Raw genomic sequence first — 24,537 nt, 5'->3', positions numbered from 1 at the left:
TGTGAATGTATTTACCTTCTAAATTCTTTATAAAAAGAATTAGAAGATTCCCCTTAACAATCTCAATCACTCTTTCCATCCCAAAACTCAATAAATAGGAAACCATTATCTCCATTTCTCCTATATTCCGAATAGATAAAGATTAACTATTCATCGAGCAAAATTTATCAATTTAGATACGTTATCACATTTATTAATAGGACTATGCACATTATTTTCTATTTCAAAAACGAAATGATAAAAATCTTTAGACTTGTTCACGCTTTCATTATACAACGAAAGGAAACCGTCTAAAAGACTAGACGGTTTCCAAAACGGAATTTTATTCTTACGCTTTACCGTTAGAACCGAATTCGCGAATTTTACCAGCAACAGTTGCTTTGATAGCTTCGCGGCCAGGTCCAATATATTTACGAGGATCGTAAACTTCTTGATCTTTGTTTAATGCTTCACGAACAGCTTTTGTAAACTCAATTTGGTTCTCAGTGTTTACGTTAATTTTTGAAGTACCTAAAGAAATAGCTTTTACGATATCAGCAGTTGGGATACCAGTACCACCGTGTAATACTAAAGGTACGCCAGTGAAGTCGCGAACTTGCTCCATTTCTGCGAATCCTAAGTTAGGCTCACCTTTGTAAGGACCGTGTACAGAACCTAAAGCTGGAGCTAGGCAGTCGATGCCAGTTGCTTCAACAAGGTGCTTACACTCTGCAGGATCAGCGTAAATTACGCCTTCAGCGATGATATCATCTTCTTGTCCGCCAACTGTTCCAAGCTCAGCTTCAACAGATACGTTACGAGCGTGTGCGTATTCTACCACTTTTTTAGTAGTTTCAACGTTTTCTTCGAATGGGTGGTGAGAAGCGTCAATCATTACAGATGTGAAACCTGCATCGATTGCTTCTTTACATTTTTCGAAGCTTGAACCATGGTCAAGGTGAATCGCTACAGGAACAGTAATGTTCATTTCTTCGATTAAAGCTTTAACCATAGCTACAACTGTTTTGAAACCAGTCATATGACGAGCTGCACCCTCAGATACACCTAGGATTACAGGAGATTTTTCTTCTTCCGCAGCAGCTAAGATAGCTTGAGTCCACTCTAAGTTGTTCATGTTGAATTGACCAACTGCGTATTTTCCTTCTAGTGCTTTGTTTAGCATTTCTTTCATAGAAACTAAAGGCATGGTGAATCCTCCTAAAAAACGTTTTTTGTATCCGATAAATTCTTATCGCTGGTAGTATGACCAGAATAAGGTAAAATATGTATATTTACATACCGGACTTTTTTCTACACTCAATAGGATAACAACTTGTACTCAAAAACTCAACTGTATTCACCTGCTCAATAGTCCATGTAAACGCTTTTTTCCATATTTTTTATAAAAAATTCATTTTTTACGCCTCTACAGCAAGCTCATTTCTCACCGCTTGACGAATTTCATCAATATCAAATGGTTTAGCAAAGTGCATTAAAGCTCCTAAATCTTTTGCCTCTTGGATCATATCAAGCTCTCCATAAGCAGTCATTAAAATTACTTTAATACTCTCATCAATTTCTTTTACATGCTTTAAAATCTCTATACCATCCATACCTGGAATTTTCATATCTAACACAACTAAATCTGGATTATCTTTTTTCACGATATCTAAAGCTTGAAATCCATTCGCTGCTTGGAACGTCTGATAACCTTCTTTTTGGAACACTTCATGTAATAACACACGAATGCCATATTGATCATCAACGATTAAAATTTTCCCTTCCATAACTCCCAACCTTTCTGTATAAATACAAGATTTAAAGCTTCTTATATCTTAACGATTTATTTTCGCTATTCTTTGGCAAATTCCTTCCTATTCTTTCTTATTTTACCGTTTCCTTTTTTGTTATGCTACCCTACGATTTCACCTTTCTAAAAAAATACACTATAATGAAAGCCGGCGAACACGTACGAAGGGAGTAACATTATGTTAAAAATTTTTTCGACTCAATTAAGTGGTTATTTCTCCAGAGTTTCTCAAAAAGAGGAAATGAATATAGAAGATAGCGCTCGTCTACTTGCTCAAGCATTAGTTGGCGATGGCTTCATTTATTTACATGGTACAAATGAAATGGATGGTGTTGTTGCTGAAGCACTATTCGGTGCTGAACCAATGCAGCAAGCGAAACGTTTATTTGAAAATGATAAAGAAGCAGAAGTAACTTCTGCAGACCGTGTACTTCTTATTAGCCGTTTTTCAACAGATGAAGAAGCGGTAAGTATTGCAAAAAAACTTCAAGAAGAAGGCCACTCTATCGTTGGAATCTCTGCTATTCAAGAAGGTATTGAATCACTGGAACAATATACAGATGTACATATTGATACAAAACTGTTAAAAGGTCTTATTCCAGACGATGAAGGTAATCGCTACGGATTCCCAAGTTTAATGATAGCCTTATTTGCTTATCACGGATTGAAATTTACAATTGATGAAATGTTAAACGAATATTAAAAAAAGCGCCCTATTTCAGGCGCTTTTTTATTACTTGCTCTCTTTATTCGTAATAGAAGCACTTACGAAATCATGGAACAATGGTTGTGGACGGTTTGGACGAGATACAAGTTCTGGGTGGAACTGTGCTGCCACGAACCAAGGGTGATCTTTTAATTCAATGATTTCAACTAGGCGACCGTCTGGGCTTGTACCAGAGAATACAAATCCTGCTTTTTCCATATCCGGACGGAATTGATTGTTGAACTCATAACGATGACGATGACGCTCATATACAACCGGCTCACTGTAAGCTCTATAAGCATTCGTTTCTTCAGAAAGCTTACATGGGTATAGACCAAGACGAAGTGTACCACCTAAGTCTTCTACATCTTTTTGCTCTGGTAATAAGTCGATGATTGCATAAGGTGTGTCAGGATTAATTTCAGAAGAGTTAGCTCCTTCTAATCCTAATACGTTACGTGCAAATTCGATTGATGCAAGTTGCATACCTAAGCAAATTCCTAAGAATGGAACTTTGTTTTCACGAGCATATTGAATTGCAACGATTTTACCTTCTACACCACGATCTCCAAAACCACCTGGCACAAGAATACCATCTGTGTCACCAACTAATTCTTTTACGTTCTCTGCTGTTACGTGCTCAGCGTTTACCCATTTCACTTCTACATCTGTGTCGAATGAATAACCTGCATGACGAAGTGCTTCTACAACAGAAATATATGCATCTTGAAGCTCTACGTATTTACCAACAAGAGCGATTTTTGTTTTCTTAGAAAGGTTACGTACTTTATCAACTAGCGCAGTCCACTCTGTCATATCTGCAGCTGGATTGTCTAATTTTAAGTGATCGCAAACGATTTGGTCCATGTTTTGCTCTTGAAGAGATAATGGAACCGCGTATAAAGTATCTGCATCGCGTGCTTCGATAACTGCTTTTGTATCGATGTCACAGAATAATGCAAGCTTGTCTTTCATATCTTGAGAAACAGGCAGTTCTGTACGAACAACGATAATATTTGGTTGAATACCTAAGCTACGAAGCTCTTTAACGCTATGTTGCGTTGGTTTTGTTTTCATTTCACCCGCTGCTTTTAAGTACGGGATTAACGTACAGTGAATGTACATTACATTGTCACGACCGATGTCGCTCTTAATTTGACGGATTGCTTCTAAGAATGGTAGAGACTCGATATCACCAACAGTTCCACCGATTTCTGTAATAACAACGTCCGCATTTGTTTCGCGACCAGAACGATATACACGTTCTTTAATTTCGTTAGTAATGTGAGGAATAACTTGAACTGTTCCTCCTAGATATTCACCACGACGCTCTTTTTGAAGAACTGAAGAGTAAATTTTACCTGTTGTTACGTTGCTGTATTTGTTTAAGTTGATGTCGATAAAACGTTCATAGTGACCAAGGTCTAAGTCCGTTTCTGCACCATCATCTGTTACGAATACCTCACCGTGTTGGTATGGGCTCATAGTCCCTGGGTCTACGTTAATGTACGGATCAAACTTTTGAATCGTTACGTTTAAACCACGATTTTTTAAAAGTCTTCCAAGAGATGCTGCTGTAATACCTTTACCTAAAGACGATACTACACCGCCTGTTACAAAAATATACTTAGTCATGAAAAAGCTCCCTTCTACCTTGTTGTTATATAATCACCGTTGCAAAGCGCAACGTATGTAGATAACACTGTATCTATCTTATTGTTAGACTCTTTTTGTATTCTAAACAAAAAACAAAAAAGAAAATTGCTCCCCTCATCACAAAAAGTAACAAGTAGGGAGCAATTTTCTTTTATATTTACACTTTAAAAGTATTATCGTCCTTTTTTAAAGAGCCCAAAAATGATTCTACATGGACGATAATGAAAAGTCAAGAACTACAGTTCTTCCTCTTCTTCTTCAGTTTCATCATACTCAAGTTCTTCTTCAGCGAAGTCATCTTCATCATCTTCATCTAAATCATCAAGATCATCGTCATCTCCGTCTTCTTCTTCAAGAACCTTGTCCAAATCTTCTACTTCTTCTTCCTCTACATTTCCGTCTGCATCGTCGAAGTCATCTTCGTCTTCCATGTAGTCGTCAAAACCGTCCTCTTCAACTTTACGTTTCTTCTTCGGTTTTGGCTGAGGCAGAATTTCTTCATCGATTTGCTCATATGGGTACCAGCTACGTAGTCCCCAACGATTTTCTCCTAAATTAATGAAGCGTCCATCGATGTTTAAATCTGTATAAAATTGTGCGAGTTTCGCATTAACTTGCTCTTGAGATAGTCCCAGCACTTGAGCGATTTCTTTAACCAACTCGTTGAATGTCGTTGCTTGTCTTTTATCCCCTAAAACGCTATGTACAACTTCAATCATTGAACATTCTTTTAGCTCTTCTGGTGAATATTGCTTAAAATTCACTTATGCGGCACTTCCTTTCATCAAATATAACCTTATATATAACGGTCTGCTTAAAAAAATCCATACTATTCATTATAAACAAAAGTCGCACAAATATGCTACAAAAAAAACGGGAAACTTTTATCCCGCTATTTGCGAGCAGTAAAACTCCCGCCTCAACATTCGGCTGGAGCAAAGAAGTTAGGCGGAAGCCCCGCTACCTGTAAACGCCTGATTTGTGAAGGCTACTAATCAGCTTTGGATGAACACCCTCACTTTATATAGTAATAAAATTATAATTTTTCCATTCCTTACTTCGGAAGCATATGCGCCCCTTGCAACACATACCTAATTTGCATTTCTGTATATTCTTCGAGCGTATACAGTTTTTGCAGCGCCCAACGTCTAAATCCCCACATCTGTCCTTGTATGAAAATGTTATGTGCAAGAAGCTGTATTTCTTTTTTATTTAATATAAATGTTCCATTTTCTGTACATTGTTCTAAAATATTCTCAAACATTCCTACCATTTGAAACTCTTTCTCTAGTACGTATGGGAGTGATTCTTTCGGTAAAAACCGTACTTCTTGATACATGATTAATACTTCTTCTTGCAATTCGTCCATCACTTTAAAGTAATTTGTTATCGCTATTTTTAAACTGTCTATACTTCCTTTCTCCGTGCATACTACTTCCTCTAATCGTTCTTTTACATGTTCATAAATACTATCACAAACTAAATATAACACGTCATCTTTCGTACGAATGTATTCATATAGTGTTCCGATACTAAATCCGGCCGCTTTTGCAATCTCTCTCGTTGTTGTACGCGGGAATCCTTTTTGCTTAAACAGTTGCACCGCACCTTTAATCATTTGTTCACGCCTTAACGCAACTAATTTTTCATCTTTTACTGACGCATGCACATTATGTTTAACCATCCCCTTCACCTCTCTCTATTATTTTTTGGAAGGAAAAAGCGTAGGAAAATACCTACGCCTTTGCCCCTACTTCGTTAACATACGAGAAATTACGAGCCTTTGAATTTCTTGTGTTCCTTCATAAATCTGTGTAATCTTTGCATCTCGCATATAACGCTCTACTGGATAATCTTTCGTATAACCGTAACCACCAAATACTTGCACAGCTTCAGTCGTCACCTTCATCGCTGTATCACCTGCAAATACTTTTGACATCGCTGACTCTTTCCCATATGGAAGCCCTTCCGATTCAAGCCACGCAGCTTGATATGTTAAAAGGCGCGCAGCCTCTACATCCGTTGCCATATCCGCAAGTTTAAAGCCAATCCCTTGCTGCGCCGCAATCGGCTTTCCAAATTGATGGCGCTCTCTTGCATATTCTACAGAAGCATCTAAAGCCCCTTGTGCAATACCAACTGCTTGTGCAGCAATACCGTTACGACCGCCATCTAACGTTTGCATTGCAATCTTAAATCCTTGCCCTTCTTCTCCTAGTAGATTTTCTACAGGAATACGGCAATCTTCAAACATAATTTCAGTCGTTGGCGAAGAGCGAATCCCTAGTTTACTTTCCTTCTTCCCAACCGAAAATCCTAGCGTGTCGCTTTCCACAATAAATGCGCTCGTGCCGCGCTGCTTCGATTCAGGATCTGTTAACGCAAAAACAACATAAATGTCAGCAATACCGCCATTTGTAATGAAAATTTTCGATCCATTTAATATGTAATGGTCTCCATCTCTTTTGGCGATTGTCTTCATTCCACCAGCATCTGATCCAGAACTCGGTTCTGTTAAACCGTATGCACCAATTTTCTTCCCTTCAGCCATCGGTCGCAAAAACTTTTGCTTTTGCTCCTCCGTTCCGAATTTAAAAATCGGCCACCCAGCAAGTGAAGTATGCGCGGACAGCGTTACACCTGTAGAAGCACAAACGCGTGATAATTCTTCGATCGCAATTACGTACGCTAAGTAATCGCTTCCAATTCCACCATACTCTTCAGGCCATGGAATACCTGTCAAACCAAGCTCAGCCATATGATCAAATAGCTCGCGGTCAAATCTCTCTTCCTCATCACGCTCAGCTGCCGTTGGTGCTACTTCGTTCTTAGCAAAATCCCGAACCATTTTTCTTATCATTTCATGTTCTTCTGATAATTTAAAATGCATTTCCGTCTCCCCCTCTTCCCTTTATAAAGCACGGCTAATAACAAGTTTTTGTATCTCACTCGTTCCTTCATAAATTTGCGTAATCTTCGCATCACGGAAAAATCTCTCTACCGGATAATCTTTCGTATAACCGTAACCGCCAAATACTTGTACCGCTTCAATTGCAACTTCAACTGCTGTCTTAGAAGCAAATAACTTCGCAATAGACGCTTCTTTACCGCATGGTAATCCTTGTGCTCTAAGCGATGCAGCTCTATATACAAGTAATCGCGCCGCCTCCACACTTGTCGCCATATCTGCAAGTTTGAAGCCAATCCCTTGCTGCGCCGCAATCGGCTTCCCGAATTGCTCTCGTTCCTTTGCATAATCTATCGCACATGCGAGCGCCGCTTCCGCGATCCCTAACGCCTGCGCCCCGATTCCAATTCGTCCAACATCTAAATTCGCCATCGCTACCTTGAATCCTTGTCCCTCTTCACCGAGTAAATTCTCAGCCGGCACTATCATATCTTCGAACGTAAGTTGAACTGTACGAGAACCGAGAAGTCCCATCTTATGTTCATCTTTTCCGATAATTAAGCCTGGCGTATCTTTCTCTACAATAAATGCAGAAATACCACTTTTTCCTGCATCTGGATTTGTAGAAGCGAAAACGATGTATGTACTTGCTTCGCCGCCATTTGTAATAAATACTTTCGATCCATTAATGATGTAATTATCACCTTTCTTGACAGCTCGTGATTTCAAACTCCCTGCATCTGATCCAGCATTTGGCTCAGTTAAGGCGAATGCACCTAAATATTCACCAGCCGCAAGCTTAGAAACATACTTCTGCTTCTGCTCTTCTGTTCCAAAGTATAAAATCGGGTTCATTCCAACTGACGTATGTACAGCTAAAATTACACCAACCGTTGCGCTTACTTTTGAGATTTCCTCAATTGCTAAAATGTAAGAAATAAAATTCATTTCTGCGCCGCCGTATTTTGCAGGCGCTGGAATACCCATTAATCCAAGCTCACCCATCTTTTGCAAAATCTCTGTCGGGAACACCCCTTGTTCCATGCTAGGAACAAAGGGTGCTATTTCCTTCTGTGCAAAATCCCGAACCATTTTCCTCATCATCTGTTGCTCTTCATTAAAACGAAAGTTCATATACTCCGCCTCCATTTGCTATATATCTTTTAACAAGTTGGTAAGACCACTACTCTATACAAGGAGGGATTTACTCATAAACGTAGAAACCACGGCCCGTTTTACGCCCTAACCACCCTGCATTTACGTACTTACGTAGTAATGGACATGGGCGATATTTACTATCTCCTAATCCTTCATGCAACACTTCCATAATGTATAAACACGTATCTAAACCGATAAAATCAGCGAGCGTTAAAGGGCCCATCGGATGATTCATGCCAAGTTTCATTACTTCATCAATCGCTTCTTTCGTCGCTACACCTTCATATAACGTATAGATTGCTTCGTTAATCATCGGTAATAAAATACGGTTCGATACAAACCCTGGGAAATCATTTACTTCAACTGGTACTTTCCCAATTTTCTTCGTAATATCTTCAATCGTTTCATATACCGCATCATCTGTAGCCAATCCACGAATAATTTCAACAAGCTTCATAACGGGAACTGGATTCATAAAGTGCATACCGATTACTTTTTCTGGGCGTTTCGTTACCGCTGCAATTTCAGTAATTGGAAGAGATGACGTATTCGTTGCTAAAATTGTATGATCTGGAGCAATTTCATCTAAATTCGCAAATATTTTCTTTTTAATATCCATTTTCTCAACAGCTGCTTCAATAACAAGATCAGCTTCTTTCACACAATCTAAATCAAGCGTTACTGTAAGACGATTTAACGTTTCCTCTTTCTCTTCTTCCTTCATGCGTCCTTTTTCTACTTGACGCACTAAGTTTTTCGTAATGATAGCTAACCCTCTATCTAATTGCTCTTGTTTTAAATCTTGAATCTTCACATCATATCCTGCCATTGCACATACTTGCGCAATTCCCGATCCCATTTGTCCCGCACCAATTACAACTATTTTTTGTACACCCATTCTTTCTTCCCCCTTAATATAAGTCTGTAATAAATGAATCGTTTTCTCGCCGTAAATTAATGAACCTCAATCATCACTGCATCACCTTGACCGCCACCGCTACAAATCGAAGCAATTCCAATTCCGCCGCCGCGCTGCTTCAGTGCATGGATAAGTGTAACGATAATACGCGCTCCGCTTGCTCCAATTGGGTGTCCCATTGCAACCGCGCCGCCATTTACATTCAATTTTTCTGGGTCAATACCTGCAATCTCTGTACTCGCAATTGCTACTGCCGCAAACGCTTCATTAATCTCGAATAAATCGATGTCTTCAATTGTCTTGCCGGTCTTTTTCAATAATTCGTTAATTGCATAACCTGGCGTTCTTGGGAAATCTTTTGATTCTACCGCGATTGCCGTATGTGCTAAAATCGTCGCCAAAGGCTTTCTTCCTTCTTGCTTCGCTCTGTCCTCGCTCATTAATACAAGTGCAGCACCGCCATCATTCAGTCCTGGAGCGTTACCAGCTGTTACTGACGATGTCTTATCAAATACAGGTTTTAATTTCGCTAACTTTTCAATTGTTGTATCTTCACGCGGCGCCTCATCTTTAGCAACAACAATAGGATCGCCTTTTCTTTGCGGAATTGTTACTGGTACAATTTCCTCTTCAAAGCGCCCTTCTTTATGCGCTGAAACCGCACGCTGATGACTACGATATGCCCATTCATCTTGGGCTTCGCGAGAGATTCCGTCTTCCTTCGCAACTTCGCCGCCATAAACGCCCATGTGTATGCCTGAAAATGCGCATGTTAAACCATCTGCAACATTTAAATCGATAACTTCGTTGTTACCCATTCTGTATCCCCATCTTGCACCTCGTAAAATGTAAGGACTGTTACTCATCGATTCCATTCCACCAGCTACAATAAGTGATTGATCACCAGTACGAATAATTTGATCTGCTAACGTAACCGCACGAAGTCCCGATGCACAAACTTTATTTACTGTTTCCGTCTGCACTTCCCAAGGGATTCCAGCAGCTCTCGCAGCTTGACGAGATGGAATTTGCCCCTGTCCACCTTGAATAACCGTTCCAAATATAACTTCTTCAACATCACTAGCAGAAACATCTGCTCTTTCAAGCGCTGCTTTAATTGCAATTCCTCCAAGTTCTGTTGCCTTCACATCTTTTAAAGATCCTCCAAATTTTCCAACCGGTGTTCTTGCAGCACTTAAAATAACTGTCTTATTCATGTTTCTTTCCCCCGTTTCTTTTTTAGTACCGAGCGCTCGCTCGGTATCCTTGCGTTGAGAAGAGGTGCAATAATTGCACCTCTTTCTAAAGTTGTATACATGCTTACAAACTACATTGCTTCTTTCTTCTGTCCGATAACAGATCGTTCTAAAATCTCTGTTACATCAAGTGTTTGAACTTTCTCTTCTACTTCCTTCGCTTTCGTCCCATCACTAATCATCGTTAAGCAATACGGACAACCTGTACCGATAATGGATGGTTGCACAGCTAGTGCTTGTTCTGTACGAGCAACGTTAATACGAGAACCCGTTGTCTCCTCCATCCACATTAAGCCACCACCTGCGCCACAGCACATTCCTGTTTCACGGTTACGTGCCATTTCTACAAGATTCACACCAGGAATTGCTTTCAAAATATCGCGCGGTGCTTCGTACACTTCGTTGTATCGTCCTAAATAACAGGAATCATGGTACGTAACTGTCTCCTCAATAGCGTGAACAGGTTTTAAGAGTCCTTCCTTCACCCACTGAGCTAACAATTCTGTATGATGATAGACTTCTGCTTGTAAGCCAAAGTCTGGATACTCATTTTTGAATGTGTTATAAGCATGAGGATCAATCGTAACGATTTTCTTCACTCCTGCTTTTTCAAATTCTTCGATATTCTTTGTTGCCATCTCTTGGAATACGAACTCATTTCCAAGGCGGCGCGGTGTATCTCCAGAGTTCTTTTCTTTATTACCAAGAATCGCGAATGAGACGCCTGCTTCGTTCATTAACTTCGCAAACGATATCGCAATCTTCTGACTACGATTGTCATATGATCCCATCGAACCTACCCAGAATAAATATTCGAACTCCTCGCCAGCTTTTGATTTTTCTTTTACAGTCGGAACTGTTACTTCATCATCACCTTGGCGCCATGTTTCACGCTCTTTACGGTTCAGACCCCATGGATTCCCTTGACGCTCGATATTCGTCATCGCACGCTGCGCTTCCGCATCCATCTTTCCTTCTGTTAAAACAAGATAGCGGCGTAAATCAATAATTTTGTCAACATGCTCATTCATAACCGGACACTGATCTTCACAGTTACGGCACGTTGTACAAGCCCAAATTTCTTCTTCTGTAATAACATCTCCGATTAAACTCGGATCGTAAGCTAGCGCTGTAGCTGCTGATTCTTGCTGCCCTTTTCCAGCTGCCATCATCGCTAATTGATTTCCTTGTGTATTATTAAAAGCAACTACTGGAACCCAAGGTGCTTTCGATGTTACCGCCGCTCCTTTATCAGTTAAATGATCCCGAAGTTTTAAAATTAAATCCATCGGTGATAACATTTTTCCTGTTCCTGTTGCCGGACACATATTTGTACAGCGCCCACACTCTACGCAAGCGTATAAATCAATAAGCTGATTTTGTCTAAAGTCTTCAATTTTACCAACACCAAATGTTTCTTGCGTTTCATCTTCAAAATCAATCTTTTCAAGCTTCCCTGGATTTGAGAGACGACCGAAGAAAACGTTAGCTGGTCCAGCAATTAAATGTGCATGTTTTGATTGTGGAACATAGACTAAAAATGTTAACAAAATTAGTAGATGCACCCACCAAGAAAAATAGAACACTGAAATGGCTACGGTTTCATTTATTCCCGAGAAAACGTAAGCGATTGCAGAAGCGATCGGTTCACTCAATGAAAGTTCCTCGCCGTGCCATATAATTCCCATCCCATTACCAAGTAGTACAGAAATCATTAAACCACCGATAAAGATAAGAACAAGACCTGATTTAAAATTACGTTTCAAACGAACTAGCTTCTCAACATAACGTCTATGAAAAGCCCAAAAGACTGCGATTAATATAACGAGTGTGACAATTTCCTGGAAGAATGTAAATGCAGGGTATAGTGGTCCAAGTGGAAGATGCGATCCTGGTGCGAGTCCTTTCCAAACGAAGTCAATTGCTCCAAATTGGACAAGAATAAATCCGTAAAAAAACATAACGTGAATAATGCCGCTCTTTTTATCTTTCAGCAGCTTTTTCTGACCGAAAACATTGACCTTAAGAAGATCCCAACGTTCTTTGAAGCGACGGTCAAATTCAATCTTTTTTCCTAATTGTATGTAGGCCATTCTCGTTCGTATAAGATATACAAACAAATATCCCGCATAAGCAATAACAGCAATGGCAGCCAGCCAATTCATGATCAGTAAGCTATTCATTTTTATGCTACCCCTCTCTTTGTAAGCCTTCTTTCTTTTTTAGAATCTTCAAAAACATATAATTTTCTGAATTTTATCCCCTACCTTCATTATATAATGAGTGAGCATTCAGTCAACAGTTTTTTGTTATACAACAACATATTTTTTAATAAACCTGTTTATTTGGGTGAAACTATAAAGTGAAACTTTAGTCAGTGGGGACTGTCCATCCCCCACTAATTATTAGTTAAATCAATCGGGCTTTTACGGGCAGTTGATTTCAACCTAGCTTCCTCGTATTCAGCGGATTTTAAGGCGATTGTCTTACTGCCCGTTGAAGCGGGATAAAGTGAAACTTTAATGAACAAACCGTGCTATCTTCTAGTTAAATTTTTGGTAGCATTCTTACTCCCCATATCATTTGTAACACACTGAAGGTGAAAAGAATGCAAAGGAGGGACTTCACTCATGTTCTATTTCTCTCTCTTATTCATATGCGTTACTCTTTGGATCACAATTGACCTTTCATATGGGAGACTTCTTCATTTAAAACGTGTGCGTTCCCGTACTTTCCCTTTACGTCAAAGTGATTTTCACCTTTATACATATGGGAAAGATTTATACGATGCTTTATTTACTGATATAAAACAAGCCCAGCACCACATTCACGTTTTATTCTTCATTGTAAAAAATGATAAGATCAGTCGTGAATTTTTAAAGTTACTTATTGATAAGGCAAAAGAAGGCATTGAAGTAAGACTGTTACTTGATCGATTTGGTAGCCATTATTTATCAAATGAAGCAATTCGTTCCCTACAAAAACATGGTGTCTCTTTTTCTTTTTGTCATAAAGTCAGATTCCCTTTCCCTTTCTTTTCTGCCAATCAACGCAATCATAGAAAAATTACAGTGATTGACGGGAAAATTAGTTATATTGGGGGATTTAATATCGGCGAGGAATATTTGGGACATAATGAGCAATTAGGATTATGGCGAGACTATCATTTACGTCTTACAGGAGAAGGCGTTCAAGATTTACAAAAACAATTTTTACATGACTGGTTGGATGATACGAACCAAAATTTATTGGATGCTCCTCTTTATTTTCCGAAACAGGAACCTGGTACCATCCTACATCAATTCATTCCAACCGATGGTGCCTATTTACAACATACCTTTTTACATTTAATTAAAAGTGCGAAAAAGGAACTTTTTATCGGTACACCATATTTCATTCCTGGCAAAAAAATTATGAACGCTCTATTAAAAGCACGAGAAAGAGGGGTCCAAATAACAATTCTCGTTCCAGAAAAGGCTGATCATGCCCTCGTTCGAGAAGCGAAATTCCCGTACTGCCGAAAGTTAATACGGGCTGGTTGCAATATTTACGCATTTCAACAAGGTTTTTTTCACGCTAAAGTTATTATAGTGGACGATGATATTTGCGATGTTGGAACTGCAAACTTTGATATGAGAAGTTTATATAGTAACCATGAAATCAACTGCCTCTTATATGATAGGCACTTCATACAGGTGGTAAAAAATAAATTCCATGAAGATTTAAAAAATGCGTCATTACTTTCCTATGACGATGTCAGCCCGCTTTCCCTTATAGATAGAGGAAAGGAATGGATAGGAACGATACTTGCTTTCTTCTTATAAGAAAGGTGATGAATAAAAGAGGTGTATTCCTTATGATTATGCGGTTTGGATACGTCTCACATGCAATGGCATTGTGGGACTGTTCTCCTGCTAAAACGATGACATTTACAACTTTTAAAAAACTCAATAAACAAGAGCGAGAGGATAAACTATACGATGTTACAAGGCAAAATTTAGAACATACAATACGTATCCTTCATTACAATATCGCACATGAAATCCCATTATATCGTCTTTCTTCTTCCATCGTTCCACTTGCAACACACCCTGAAGTTGAATTTGATTATATTGGAGCATTCATGCCGCTTTGGCGTAAAATAGGGTCGTTAATTCAAGAGCACAATTTACGAGTAAGTTTTCACCCAAATCAATTTACATTATTCACAAGCGATAAGCCGCATATTACAACTAATGCAGTTACGGATATGACCTATCATTATAAAGTATTACATGCGATAGGAATTGCAGATTCTTCTTACATTAACATTCATGTAGGTGGTGCCTACGGAAATAAAGAAGCAGCAGTTGGACGCTTCCATGAAAACATAAAAAAACTTCCTGCACATATAAAAAAACAAATGACTCTAGAAAATGATGATAAAACATATACAACTGCTGAAACTTTATCAATTTGCCAAAAAGAAAAGATCCCTTTCGTATTTGATTATCATCATCACATGGCTAATCTTTGCGAAGAATCACTAGAAGAATTACTTCCTGCAATTTTTGAAACTTGGTCACATACAAATATCCCACCTAAAGTTCATATTTCCTCTCCTAAATCAGAAAAAGAATTTAGGGCTCATGCAGATTATATTAATTTAGAATTTATTAAGCCCTTTTTACACATTGCAAAAAAAATTAATTATAATTTTGATATTATGATTGAAAGTAAACAGAAAGATTTAGCAATGTTACAATTAATAAGTGAGCTTTCTTCTATAAAAGGAATCAAAAGAATAAATGGCGCAACATTACAATGGTAAATTGTCATGTTGCGTTGTTTTTTTCAAAAAGTAATTCTTATAGTAAAAAAGTTCCTATTTTATATGATATTATTTAAATTAGCATTTTCATCCTGCGATTCAACTTTATTGAAACGGAGTCATCATATGATTAATCAAAAAAAATATGTACAATTTGTCATGATGTATATAATTGTATTTTCTCTTTGGATATTCCTTATTCCTAAGGACTTACATATAAAAGAAATTGGAATTCTCTTCTTATTTTGTTTTGCTACATTCTTTTCTTGTAATTGCTTATATAAAGCAATTAAGAAGATGAAGCGCGGTGACAAACTATTTTGGGTTTTAATACTGTGCACTTGCCTATGTGGATTGACTATGGAGATAACTTTATTTCTTCATTCACTTTCTATATATGAACAAGTTATATTCTCATATAGAGCATTACCCTTTTTTATCATACAATATGTTTTGCTCTTTTCTGGCTTTGCTATAAAGTTCATAAAACATTACTCTATTAGGGGCCTTGCACAGTTTTCATTCGATAGCATCTTTATCATTATTATGAATATTTATTTTACCTTAACCTTTATTTTGGACATTTCAAGTTTCCGCATGCTAACAACGGATACGTGGATTTTAATTAGCTACTTTATTGCACAATCATTAGTAATTTATGCCGTTATTAGCTTATATAGAAGAGAACAATATTCTTCTAGTAGAATCTCATTAATTATCGGCTTTACTATCATACTCGTGTATGGATATATACACCTGTTCCAGTTAAACAAAGGAATGGAAACTTCTTCTGAAGTCTCTTATTTAATACATACCGCTTCAATTTTATTAATCGGTTTATCTTCTATACTATATATTTTAGATAAACCAATACAACATGAAACAAAAACGAAATATTATCGATTTGATTATGTACGCTTTATATTACCTTATTTTAGTATAATCATTACTTTTTCCTTTATTATCATTCAACCTTGGGACGATAAATTCATGTTAATTGGTCTCGTATTATCACTCATCTTGTTATTCTTGCGACAACTTTACATGTGGAAAGATAATCAAGCATTAATTGATACGTACGAACAGTTGACTACACAACTAGAGGGTGAAGTTGAAGAAGGTGCTTCTGCGTTATCAAAAAGTGAACAACGTTATAAATCTTTATTTGAAGATCATCCTGATGCCGTTTTCTCTTTAAATATGCATGGTATTTTTCAGCAATCTAATACAGCTTGTGAAAGCTTATTTACTGCTTACTATTGTGAAGTAGCAAGCTATTCCCTTCTGCACTTTATTGATCCAAAAGATCATGATTTACTAAAAAGGGCGTTACAAATAACAAAAGAAGGTAGGCCACAAACTTTAGAGGTTCGTACGAAAGAAAAAGAAGGCTATTACTATTACCTTCACATTACACTCATCCCTACCTTTATAAATAAAGAAGTTGTTGGGATGTTTGGGATAGCGCGTGATATTACAACTTTATATGAAAAACAAAAACAAGTAGAACATTTGGCTTTTCATGATGCACTTACTGGATTACCAAATCGCCGCAAATTCGAAAAAGATTTAAAGGCTATTTTAAATACAGCTCAAACTAGTGCAAATGATATTGCCGTCATGTTCCTCGACTTAGATCGATTTAAAAAAATTAACGATCGACTCGGTCATGATGTCGGAGATTTATTATTAATTGAAGTAGCAAAAAGATTACGCGGATGTTTGCGTTCAAAGGATATCGTTGCCCGTCAAGGCGGAGATGAATTTACAATCCTATTACCAGATATGTACTCAGAAAAAAGTGCTACTTTTATAGCTGAACAGATTTTAACCATCTTAAACAAGCCATTCTTCATTAAAGATGAAGAACTATCTATTACACCAAGCATCGGCATCGCAATGTATCCTGATTATGGAAATGATGTAACCGAATTAATGAAAAATGCTGATATGGCTATGTATCGCGCGAAAGCAAATGGAAAAAATCGATTTGTTTTCTTCTCAAAAGAAATAAGTATTGCGCAAAATGAGATTCAATTCTTAGAAGGCGAACTTTCAAAAGCATTACAACAAAATGAATTTTTCCTTGAATACCAACCACAAGTAAGCACAAAAACAAAACAAATTATCGGTTTTGAAGCGTTAATTCGTTGGAAGCATCCAAAACTAGGCATCGTATCTCCTGCCCAATTTATCCCTCTAGCAGAGGAAACAGGTTTTATTATTGAACTAGGCAATTGGATTTTACGCACAGCTTGCTTGGAAGCAAGAAAGTGGCATAAACAAGGATTTTCCCACTTAAAAGTTGGTGTGAATTTATCTGTTGTTCAATTTAACCATGCAAATTTAATCTCAACTATTTCAAAAGTGTTAGAAGAAACACAGTTAAAACCAGAAGCACTAGATATTGAAATTACGGAAAGTATCGCTATTAATCAAAATCAATCTGTAATTGCAAAGCTAGAACAGCTTCAAAATCTCGGTATTCAAATTTCAATAGATGACTTTGGAACTGGTTATAGTTCTTTAGCTTATTTAACAAAATACCCAATCAACACATTAAAAATTGCTCGAGAATTTATTTGTGGAATTACAACAAGTCCTTTAGAGGAAGCAATTATCTCTTCCATTATTACACTATCAAAAGAATTAAATTTAGAAGTTATTGCAGAAGGTGTAGAAACAGAAGAACAATGGAAATTTCTATATGAACAAAACTGTGACCACATTCAAGGATTCTTTATTAGCAAACCTGTTTCTAGTAAAGACGTTTGGATGTTACTCCATAAAAAAACAACCGCCTAAGTAAGACGGTTGTTTTTTAGTACTCATAAGGTACCTCTTGAGCTAATTGTACCTCTTGATCATTATGAGAAATTATTTGGCTTTCCTCTAATGCTATATCTCCTAATGAAATACCCCATGCCATCGCTAACGTTAATAGACTACCAATAAGCAGTTTCTTCATATTCCATCACCTGCATTTTTTCTTTAAATATATCATGAAAATTTATCCACATTTTATGCAATTATGCATATTTGTTTTTTAGGTCTTTTTTATTTTTTCATTTTTTTTATAAGTGATTCTTTTAATGCATGGTTTCCTAACATATCAAAAAAGAAGCATGCTTTTTCGTAAGCATCTTCAATTTCTGCTCTATCACATCCTAGCTTTGCTAGGCATTCACCTTTTCGAAAGTATAGCTGTCCAATCAATGTCATACTATTAATTTGACACGATAGTTCAATAGCTTTATTTGCGTGGCAAAGCGCTTCTTCGTATTGATTATCTGAGTATAATGCTTTTGCATGATTATGTCTCACCTTTACATCAAATTCTTTATTATCATGCAATGTCTCTAACTGTTTTAATATATTTTCAAATAACTCAATAGCCTTCTTCAAATAGCCATTTTCAGCATAAATGTTTGCAATTGCGTTTTCAATATAAAGATTCTGATATACATCTATTCCTGCCAATTGTTGATTGAGCAATTTCTTTAATTCTAAAATACAATATTCGTAATCAATTTTTTTCAATACGTAAGCTGCTACATGATATTGCCATTGAAGAAATTGCTGAAGCTCGGGATGATATTCTTCCTTTTTCAGTTCATTCCATACCCTATTATAAATTTCTTTATATTTTTTTTGCTTACAAAGCATAATAATTCGATCTTTTAACTGCTTATTCCTCTCAATATCAGAATAAATGAGTACCTCATAAAAATGAATAATGGGAACTTGTAATTTTGCTGCTATACCTTGCAATATATCCATACTTGGGTATACCGCACCCGATTCAATTCTACTCACTTCTGATTGATGACATATGTTCTCGGATAACTGTTTTTGTGTTAATCCTCTCATCGCCCTAATTTTCTTAATTTCAATTCCTAATTTTTCTGCGTGCATACTTACTCACCATCCCATTATAACAATCTAATTTTTTGAGTTGTCATACCACTACAATAATGTGAATTCGACAATTTTTGATATGAAATAATGCATAATATATATAAAATCTGGCAAATGTTTCATACAATTCATCTCACATACAATAGATTAGGAGTGTTATAGATGAATTATAGAAAACTTGCTAGTGCATTCGTTACATTCGGTCTCCTTTGTCCTTTATCCACAGAAGCTATTCGTGCCCAAGAATTAAACAAAAATGAAGTGAAAGTTGAAATTGCTCAGCCTGGTTTAACAATCGGAAAATTAACAGAACCTCAAAATGATACGAAAGAGAATATTGCTAAAAAATATTTAAAAGGTGAGGTAAACGGGGCTAAAGCTCAACAAGAGCAAGTTACAACTGAAAAAAATGTTGATTTTCAACCTACAAATAAAGAAACAAAAGAAAATCAAACCGAAGTTCGCCTTGCACAAACTTACAAAAAATATAAAGTATATGGCCAAGATCTTATTGTAAACGTAGATAAAAATGGAGTAATTACAACTGTTAGTGGTAAAGTTGTCCAAAATTTAGACCAACAACCTAATCTTACTATAACAAATTTTTTGTCGAAAAATGAAGTAAAATCTAAATTACGCGATATACTTCAAATTCCAAACGATGCGACTGAGACAGAATTCTCCAACGAAACCGTTGTTTATAAGAAAAAAGATGGATATTACACATTTGCAACTGTTATTACCTTTACTTACGAAAATAATGAACAAATTATAAACGGTAATGCAATCCTTGATTTAAAAACTGGCGAGGTACTCTTCCAAGAAAAATTCATTAAAAATAAAGAGAATAAAACTATAAATCAAGTAACATCACCTAGACTATCCCCCACAAATGAGCAAGGAACCGGGAAAAATGCACTTCAAGAAAGCATCTCTTTCAATATCGCCAAAGGGACTGACGGAAAATTTTATTTAGCTGATCTATCACGCGGAACTGGCATATATATTTATAATGCAAACTATGCGGACTCTCTCGGCGGATATAGTCAAGCTGGTTATCCAGGGACACTAGTTTCAAGTAGCACTCCTAACTTTGCAGATAAAGAAGCAGCGGGTGCTATGAAGAATATGAGTGATATTTATGACTACTTCAAAAAAGAGCATAATCTAAAAAGTTACGATAATAAAGATTCAAAAGTTATTGCTAGTGTACACGGTTTTGATTCTACTGAAGTTAGTGATGGTGTAAAAGAAGATTATGTAAATGCATTTTGGCACCCTGCTTGGAATCAAATGGTATTTGGTGATGGTTTAAACGGAAAGCTCACTTCAGCCCTTGATGTAACAGCCCATGAATTTGGACATGCTGTATTCAGCGGTACGACAAAGAATAAAATTGTGAGATATCCAAGCGCTGAAACATCTGCGTTAAACGAGGGATTAGCAGATTTTTGGGGCACGCAAATCGAATATTATGTAAAGAAAGATAAGGGAAACTGGATTATGGGTGATACACTAGGTGGCCTAACAATCCGTGACATCCCGGGAGAAATTGGTGACGGTGGTCATAAATTATATACAAACTTACAAGATTTTTATAACGATGGAAATGATCAAGAGTCTCACGTAAATTCTGGTATCATCAGCCACGTATTATATCAATTAGCTGAAGGTAAAACATATAACAATGTTGCTGTTCAAAAACAAGGCAACGAAAAAGTAAGTAAAGTTGTTATGCGTACATTGCAAAATTACGCAACTTCAGCTGAAGATTTTGAATCACTCCAATCCCACATCGTACAAGCTGCAAAAGATTTATACGGAAATGCCGTATCAAATGAATTTGCAAAAGCATTTGAAGCACATGGTTATAAACCATTACAAAAAATAAATAGAGTAATAGAAGTATAATAATAAAAAAGAAGTTTACCTACGAACGGTAAACTTCTTTTCATATCCATCCCTTTTCTTCCGCAATTGTAATTGCCTCAATTCTATTTTTCGCGTCGAGCTTCGTTAACACTTCAGAAATATAATTACGTACTGTGCCCGGTGAAAGATAAAGTGTTTTCGCAATTTCATTTGCAGTCTTTCCTTCTTTAGCAAGTAACAATACTTCTTTTTCACGATCTGACAACGGATTTTGCTCCTGCCATAAACCAAACATTAAATCTTGAGAAACTTCTCGTTTTCCCTTCATTACATTACGAATCGCTGCGGCTAAATCTTCACTTGGGCTATCTTTTAACAAATATCCGTGCACACCAGCTTTCATTGCTCGTTCAAAATAACCAGGTCTTGCAAATGTTGTTAAAATCATTACTTTGCATGATGATTTTTCTTTCTTTAAAGTCTCAGCGACATCCAATCCACTTTGAATCGGCATTTCAATATCCATAATACTTACATCTGGCTTTAACGATTCAATTAATTTTAACGCCTCTTCCCCGTTCGCAGCTTGCCCAATCACTTCCATATCATCTTCTAAATCAAGTAGGGCTCCTAATGCACCACGAAGCATCCGTTGATCTTCCGCAATAATAATTCGAATCATACCCTCACCTCATCTTTTCCTGTTCTAATGACAACTGGTACTTTTACTTTTAATAGCGTCCCTGGATGTATCGTATTTAGTTCAACAAATCCATCAATAAGAGCAATTCGCTCTTTCATACCGCGAATACCATTTCCATCATTGCTTTGATCCTCTAAACCAATTCCGTTATCTTCTACTTTCAAAATCAGCTCACCTTGTGATTCTAATACAGAAACTGTACACTGCGTCGCCTTACTATGTTTTACAACATTCGTCACAGCCTCACGTAAACACATTCCTAAAATATTTTGTTCAATCGGTGATAACGAACTTGCACTCGCTTCTTGTTCTATTTCTAATTCAATATTAGCAGCTTGTAAGATCGCTTTTATTTGCTCAAGCTCTTCTTCTACTGTAATCATGCGCATATCAGAAATTAATTCCCTCAGCTGTTTTAAAGCGGTACGAGATGTTTGTGTAATTTCCTTTGCTTCCACACTTGCACGCTCTGGATTTTTTACGATTAACTTCTCAACAAGCTGGCTTTTTAACGTAATAAGAGATAACGTATGACCTAACGTGTCATGAAGATCCCGTGCAATTCGCTGCCGTTCCTCACGTTTTACTAAATCTTTAATTTGCTCATTCGCTTCGTTTAATTGGTTCTTTAACATCTTTTTCTGATTAAAATTACGCATACCAAATGGCGTAAGAAGCATTAAAATAAACATCGGAACGATATTTACTAAATTTGCCGGTGTTAGTTGATTCATATTTACAAATACAAATGCTCCGAGCATTACAACTAACAGACATAGTAGCACTCGAAATGCTTTCTTACTTGGCGCAAAGCCCATCGCACTTGCCGTGAAAAAGCCAAAGAATATCATGAAAGGATTATAAAATATGGCAAATAAAAAGGTTAATATCATTTGAATAAACGCCCACAAAACAAACGTCTTCTGAACAAAATAAAGTTGACGGTATGTGATAATGAAGACTATCAACATACCGATCCCCATTACAAGTTTCCATCCTGATACTTGTGTTAAATTATAAATTGGAAATAACAAATATACGAGCCACATATACGGAAAAAATCCCATATGTTTCGGAAAAACCTCAATCCTCTTCTTCTCTATCATTTATACCGCTTCCTGTCTTTTTCTTATATATATTGATACTACAACAAATATAAGGAAATAACCTCCTAATACCGCGATATTTTCCCATCCAATTGATTTTCCAGCTACAATATCCCACGCACCGCTTCCAAAATGATATGTCGGTGTCCATTCACCAATCGTTCTTAATATTTTCGGGAATACTTCAATCGGCATCCATAACCCGCCAATTACAGCTAAACTCATATTTAAAATATTTGCTAGACCAGCAGCTGCATCCGCCTTCTTAATGGAACCTATTACTGTTCCGAGTGCTAAAAATGGTGTCACACCTAACAATAACCATAATCCAGCACCAATCCATTGTCCTACCGTTAACTCAACATGATTAATTAATATCCCTGCCATAAAAATAACTAAGATTGAAAAAGCATTTACTACTGTTTGAGCGATAATTTTTGCTGTTAAATACGCCCCTTCAGGAAGCGGTGTAATTTTTAGAAGATGTGTCCAACCTTGCCCTCTTTCCTGAGAAAGTCTCACACCAAAACTAAAAAGTGCAGTCCCTACAATACTAAAAGTCGCCATAGAAATTAAATAATGTGCTTTCCACGCATCTCCGTTTTGTGGCACTTGCACAACATTTGTGAAAATGTAGTAAAACATAACTGGCATTAATAATGAGAAAAAGATAAATAATTTATTACGGAACGTACGTAAAATTTCTATTTTGCATTGCACCCATAAAGCTTTCATGCAATTTCCCCCTTTTGATTTGCGACAAACTGTTCAAATGCTTCATCGAGACTTCCACGTTCAACAGAAACATTTGTTACAGGTAGATTCTTCTGATAAATTGCTTGTAGAGTGGCATCTGTATCTTCCGTCGTTAAAGTGAAGCGCCCTTCATTTGACTGTACTTCTGTTACATGCGGTAATTCCTTTAGTAAACTCTTAGGGATTTTTTCTTTAGAATAAAACGAGATGGTTTTTCGAGAAATCGTCGCTTTCATCTCATCCGGTGTGCCATCTGCGATAATCTTTCCGTTCGCAAACAATAAAATACGATTCGCCAACGCATCTGCTTCCTCTAAATAATGTGTTGTTAAAATAATCGTTTTCCCTTCACTTGCTAACTTTTTAATCGTTTCCCAAAACGTTCTTCGAGACGTAATATCCATTCCAACTGTCGGCTCATCTAAAAATAACAAATCTGGATTTCCCGCAAGTGCGAGTGCAAAATTTAATCTTCTTTTTTGCCCACCTGATAACTTTTCACATCTTTGCTTTCGCTCTGATTCCAAATTTGATAACTGTAGTAATGTTTCTTTCGCTACCGGGTTTGTATAATAACTGCGGAATAGCTCAATTGCCTCTTCCACTGTAATGCTATCAATCACACTTACTTCTTGTAACATTGCCCCAAGGCTATTACGAACGCCTCTATGCTTTGGACTCTTTCCAAATATAGAAACTGTCCCTTCTGTAGGATCTTTTAATCCAAGCATCATCGAAATCATCGTCGTCTTCCCCGCACCATTTGGTCCAAGTAATGCTACTATTTCCCCTTTATCCACGTGAAATGAAACGTTACTTACTGCGTTTTTATGTTTAAATGTTTTAGAAACACCATTTATCTCAATAACCTTTTCCATCTCTCCACCCCCGCTGTTTCTTATATTTACATTGTATTCCTTGGAAAAGTTAGGAAACAGTATGATGCGTCATGACATCGATATGACAATTGTCATGTATTC

General features: G+C 37.0%; 20 protein-coding genes and 1 pseudogene. 5 read left to right on the top strand and 16 right to left on the bottom strand.

Annotated elements, in window-relative coordinates:
* Positions 1-328 precede the first annotated feature (328 nt).
* Both JDS98_RS12155 and spo0F read right to left on the bottom strand, forming a co-directional pair.
* Positions 329-1,186, bottom strand: coding sequence for a class II fructose-bisphosphate aldolase (locus tag JDS98_RS12155; RefSeq protein WP_001131849.1), 858 nt, complete (start codon positions 1,184-1,186; stop codon positions 329-331).
* A gap of 211 nt (positions 1,187-1,397) precedes the next feature.
* Entirely contained in the window at positions 1,398-1,766 is a 369-nt protein-coding gene (gene spo0F, locus JDS98_RS12150; protein ID WP_000398594.1) for a sporulation initiation phosphotransferase Spo0F, read from the bottom strand.
* Positions 1,767-1,967: 201 nt separating this feature from the next.
* On the opposite strand from spo0F, the gene JDS98_RS12145 reads away from it, so the two are divergent.
* Positions 1,968-2,492 carry a DUF2529 domain-containing protein gene (locus JDS98_RS12145; protein ID WP_000912396.1) on the top strand — a complete coding sequence of 175 codons (525 nt, stop codon included), beginning with the start codon at positions 1,968-1,970 and terminating at the stop codon, positions 2,490-2,492.
* Positions 2,493-2,522: 30 nt separating this feature from the next.
* Here JDS98_RS12145 and pyrG read toward each other — a convergent pair whose 3' ends face one another.
* The 8 genes and pseudogenes from pyrG to JDS98_RS12105 form a co-directional block, all read right to left on the bottom strand.
* Positions 2,523-4,130 carry a CTP synthase gene (gene pyrG / locus JDS98_RS12140; RefSeq protein ID WP_000170441.1) on the bottom strand — a complete coding sequence of 536 codons (1,608 nt, stop codon included), beginning with the start codon at positions 4,128-4,130 and terminating at the stop codon, positions 2,523-2,525.
* Positions 4,131-4,387: 257 nt separating this feature from the next.
* Positions 4,388-4,915, bottom strand: a complete 528-nt coding sequence (gene rpoE, locus JDS98_RS12135) for a DNA-directed RNA polymerase subunit delta (protein WP_061529768.1) — start codon at positions 4,913-4,915, stop codon at positions 4,388-4,390.
* 290 nt (positions 4,916-5,205) lie between these two features.
* Positions 5,206-5,835 (bottom strand): TetR/AcrR family transcriptional regulator, encoded by a 630-nt coding sequence (locus JDS98_RS12130; RefSeq protein WP_000238592.1) that lies wholly within the window; start codon positions 5,833-5,835, stop codon positions 5,206-5,208.
* Positions 5,836-5,901: 66 nt separating this feature from the next.
* Positions 5,902-7,041 carry an acyl-CoA dehydrogenase AcdA gene (acdA, locus tag JDS98_RS12125; RefSeq protein WP_000545536.1) on the bottom strand — a complete coding sequence of 380 codons (1,140 nt, stop codon included), beginning with the start codon at positions 7,039-7,041 and terminating at the stop codon, positions 5,902-5,904.
* A 21-nt stretch (positions 7,042-7,062) separates the two neighbouring features.
* Positions 7,063-8,193 (bottom strand): acyl-CoA dehydrogenase, encoded by a 1,131-nt coding sequence (locus JDS98_RS12120; RefSeq protein WP_199633916.1) that lies wholly within the window; start codon positions 8,191-8,193, stop codon positions 7,063-7,065.
* Positions 8,194-8,263: 70 nt separating this feature from the next.
* Positions 8,264-9,115, bottom strand: a complete 852-nt coding sequence (locus JDS98_RS12115; protein ID WP_000538854.1) for a 3-hydroxybutyryl-CoA dehydrogenase — start codon at positions 9,113-9,115, stop codon at positions 8,264-8,266.
* 56 nt (positions 9,116-9,171) lie between these two features.
* Positions 9,172-10,454 (bottom strand): annotated as a pseudogene (locus tag JDS98_RS12110) (acetyl-CoA C-acetyltransferase).
* 9 nt (positions 10,455-10,463) lie between these two features.
* A complete protein-coding gene (locus JDS98_RS12105) occupies positions 10,464-12,575 on the bottom strand; it encodes a (Fe-S)-binding protein (protein ID WP_199633915.1) in 2,112 nt (703 codons plus the stop codon).
* 447 nt (positions 12,576-13,022) lie between these two features.
* Between JDS98_RS12105 and cls the strand changes: the two genes are divergently transcribed.
* The 3 genes from cls (at position 13,023) to JDS98_RS12090 (ending at position 18,007) form a co-directional block, all read left to right on the top strand.
* On the top strand, positions 13,023-14,216 hold the full coding sequence (cls, locus tag JDS98_RS12100; RefSeq protein ID WP_000499186.1) for a cardiolipin synthase: 1,194 nt from the start codon (positions 13,023-13,025) through the stop codon (positions 14,214-14,216).
* A 32-nt stretch (positions 14,217-14,248) separates the two neighbouring features.
* Positions 14,249-15,202, top strand: coding sequence for a UV DNA damage repair endonuclease UvsE (uvsE, locus tag JDS98_RS12095; RefSeq protein ID WP_140154198.1), 954 nt, complete (start codon positions 14,249-14,251; stop codon positions 15,200-15,202).
* 126 nt (positions 15,203-15,328) lie between these two features.
* Positions 15,329-18,007 (top strand): DUF4084 domain-containing protein, encoded by a 2,679-nt coding sequence (locus JDS98_RS12090; RefSeq protein WP_097958204.1) that lies wholly within the window; start codon positions 15,329-15,331, stop codon positions 18,005-18,007.
* A gap of 16 nt (positions 18,008-18,023) precedes the next feature.
* Here JDS98_RS12090 and papR read toward each other — a convergent pair whose 3' ends face one another.
* Both papR and JDS98_RS12080 read right to left on the bottom strand, forming a co-directional pair.
* The gene (gene papR / locus JDS98_RS12085) at positions 18,024-18,170 is read right to left on the bottom strand and encodes a quorum-sensing peptide PapR (RefSeq protein WP_087971147.1); all 147 of its coding nucleotides are present in this window, start codon (positions 18,168-18,170) and stop codon (positions 18,024-18,026) included.
* Between the two features lie 89 nt (positions 18,171-18,259).
* Positions 18,260-19,117: a helix-turn-helix domain-containing protein gene (locus JDS98_RS12080; RefSeq protein WP_097958203.1), complete on the bottom strand. Its 858-nt coding sequence runs from the start codon at positions 19,115-19,117 to the stop codon at positions 18,260-18,262.
* Between the two features lie 165 nt (positions 19,118-19,282).
* Here JDS98_RS12080 and JDS98_RS12075 point away from each other — a divergent pair, with 165 nt between their 5' ends.
* Positions 19,283-21,031: a M4 family metallopeptidase gene (locus JDS98_RS12075; protein ID WP_199633914.1), complete on the top strand. Its 1,749-nt coding sequence runs from the start codon at positions 19,283-19,285 to the stop codon at positions 21,029-21,031.
* 40 nt (positions 21,032-21,071) lie between these two features.
* On the opposite strand, the gene JDS98_RS12070 is transcribed toward JDS98_RS12075, so the two are convergent.
* The 4 genes from JDS98_RS12070 to JDS98_RS12055 are packed head-to-tail and all read right to left on the bottom strand — an operon-like array spanning position 21,072 to position 24,435.
* On the bottom strand, positions 21,072-21,674 hold the full coding sequence (locus tag JDS98_RS12070; protein ID WP_000619274.1) for a response regulator transcription factor: 603 nt from the start codon (positions 21,672-21,674) through the stop codon (positions 21,072-21,074).
* Positions 21,671-22,801: a sensor histidine kinase gene (locus JDS98_RS12065; RefSeq protein ID WP_097958199.1), complete on the bottom strand. Its 1,131-nt coding sequence runs from the start codon at positions 22,799-22,801 to the stop codon at positions 21,671-21,673. Before JDS98_RS12065 ends, JDS98_RS12070 begins: the two co-directional genes overlap by 4 nt.
* On the bottom strand, positions 22,802-23,536 hold the full coding sequence (locus JDS98_RS12060; RefSeq protein WP_199633913.1) for an ABC transporter permease: 735 nt from the start codon (positions 23,534-23,536) through the stop codon (positions 22,802-22,804).
* A complete protein-coding gene (locus tag JDS98_RS12055; protein ID WP_097958198.1) occupies positions 23,533-24,435 on the bottom strand; it encodes an ABC transporter ATP-binding protein in 903 nt (300 codons plus the stop codon). Before JDS98_RS12055 ends, JDS98_RS12060 begins: the two co-directional genes overlap by 4 nt.
* Positions 24,436-24,537: the final 102 nt, after the last annotated feature.

Source organism: Bacillus cereus group sp. N11 (assembly GCF_016483605.1).
In the GTDB taxonomy this organism is placed as follows: domain Bacteria; phylum Bacillota; class Bacilli; order Bacillales; family Bacillaceae_G; genus Bacillus_A; species Bacillus_A toyonensis.
This window is presented reverse-complemented; position numbering and strand designations above follow the sequence as displayed.